We start from the raw sequence: 1,933 nt of genomic DNA on the forward strand, positions 1-1,933 counted from the left end.
TGAAGCCGTTGTCGGGGACGGCCGTCTTGTCCARGTCGACACCCGCATCGCCCCACCACCATGCGACGAGCAGCGCAGGGCCGGTGGTGGTGACACTGGCACTGGTCAAGGGCCGACCCGACAGCACCTCGCGCCACTGCACATCGCGCACCAAKCCGCCACCGGTGATCTCGACAACGCTCAGGGTYGTTTCGTCKGTGACCTTGGGCTTCGCCACGGTGACCGCGTGACCGYTCATGCCCCGGGCCTGCGCACAGGCAAAAAGSGCCGTTCCCGAGCTCGGCCAGAGGGTGTAGCTGTGCGCCGCATCGATCTGGACGAAGGAATTGCCCACGTTGTCCGTCGGCGCGACGGCCGAAAGCACACCCTGCCCGACGCAGRCCAAGAGGGTGCTTCCGGTCGCGCGCGTGGACATGCCGGGAGTGGACAGCGATGAGGACGACACMCCGTCACGGTTGAAGTCGAGCGCGCGGGCGCCGAGGGCTGGCGTCGTYGATGCAGGTTCAGGTTCAGGTKCAGGTTCAGGYTCAGGTTCAGGTTCAGGTGCAGGCGGCGCAGGCGAAGGCGTAGGGGAAGGCGTAGGGGAAGGCGTAGGCGAAGGCGAAGGGGAAGGGACAGCAGCGGCGACTGTTGACTGGGCGCTGGAGCCTCCGCCGCCGCAGGCCGTGAGCGTTGCACTTCCGGATGCCATGCTGATCACCGCAAGCGCCCCCATACTGCGCAACAGGCCGCGGCGCTCGTTCAGCAGTGCAAGTGCCGCACTGTCGGAGGGTGCATTCATGTAGGCACTCCGTTGTCTTCGCCTCCGATTGTGAAACACCGCGGTCTGCGAACCAACCCACATCCCCTGCCCAGGTGTTACCGACAGTCAGTTGCCGCCGAATTCAAAGCGGCCCCACCACTTGCGGGCGAGMGAATTTCCYMGGCCWGGATCGCAACGTCAAAGCCCAAGCCCAAGCCGTTTGCTCTCCGGCGCTCGTGATGTCCGTTGCGGCAAGTAAGCAGCGGAGCGGTCGTAGCCTGGCAGACTCGCGACCGGCAGCTAATGGCCGTCAGTTCCAGTCCGCGATCGCGTCACGAAGGCGTGCTCAAGACTGGCTGCAGCCGTTCGCCTTGGCCTGTCGAATGTCGGCGCCTAACGACAGCAGACCTTGGCACTTTTCTTCGCGAACGGCCGGTCTACCTTCGGAACTTGACCTTCGTCGCAATCATCGAGGAAATCCGAGTTCGGCGACAGCGGTCAGATGCGGTGGCAACGGACGACCAAGACGAAATCGCCTGTGAACGGCTGCATCCGCGTCTCGCGAACAGGCGCTCGGGCCCATCAGCGACACTCGTCCGACGCGATTCGGCGCCTGAAAGCCGAAGTTCGCGCTGTTGTGACCCACTCGGTCCCCCGGTAGCCGAGGCGTGTCTGGTAGCCCGCGAAGCGGCCTTGAATGTCGGCGGCGATCTCCGGCGGAAATTCGTCGCGCCAGGCCGAGGCCTGCCCGCTCCGCAGGTGACCGCGGCTGACCATGTCGCCGATGTAGCCGTTGGCGCCGCGGACGGCTTCGCGCAGGCGGTCGAACGAGAAGTCGTGCGCCACCTGCGCGAGACGCTCGTCGGTCACTTCGATCCGCCAACCGTCCGCCACGCGGCGCAGGCAGGCGGGYGTGTCCGCCACTAGTATCCCGAGTTAGAGATTCGTTGAACTAATTTGGTCTGCCTGTGTCCGTCGTGTAGTGTGTCGACACGACGAGGTGGCAATGAGAGGCAGACCCAAGAGCGAACTGGTGCTCAGCGATGCAGAGCGCGAACAACTCACGGCATTGACGCTGCGGCGCAAGACCGCGCAGGCCATGGCATTGCGAGCGCGCATCGTGTTGGGCTGTGCCGATGGCATGGAGAACAAGGCGGTTGCCGTTCGCCAGCGAGTGACGCCACAAACGGT

2 protein-coding genes and 1 pseudogene are annotated in these 1,933 nt (G+C 64.9%); 1 reads left to right on the plus strand and 2 read right to left on the minus strand.

Annotation, left to right across the window (positions count from 1 at the left end; genetic code table 11):
• Positions 1-415: hypothetical protein (locus tag AC1DY5_RS53510; protein WP_478122334.1), on the minus strand; the 415-nt coding region annotated here is incomplete at its 3' end.
• A gap of 909 nt (positions 416-1,324) precedes the next feature.
• On the minus strand, positions 1,325-1,666 hold the full coding sequence (locus tag AC1DY5_RS53515; protein ID WP_478122335.1) for a sulfotransferase domain-containing protein: 342 nt from the start codon (positions 1,664-1,666) through the stop codon (positions 1,325-1,327).
• A gap of 82 nt (positions 1,667-1,748) precedes the next feature.
• Between AC1DY5_RS53515 and AC1DY5_RS53520 the strand changes: the two are divergent.
• Positions 1,749-1,933 (plus strand): annotated as a pseudogene (locus AC1DY5_RS53520) (IS630 family transposase); the annotation flags it as partial.

The sequence above is a fragment of the Variovorax sp. P4_D9 genome, from assembly GCF_056401695.1.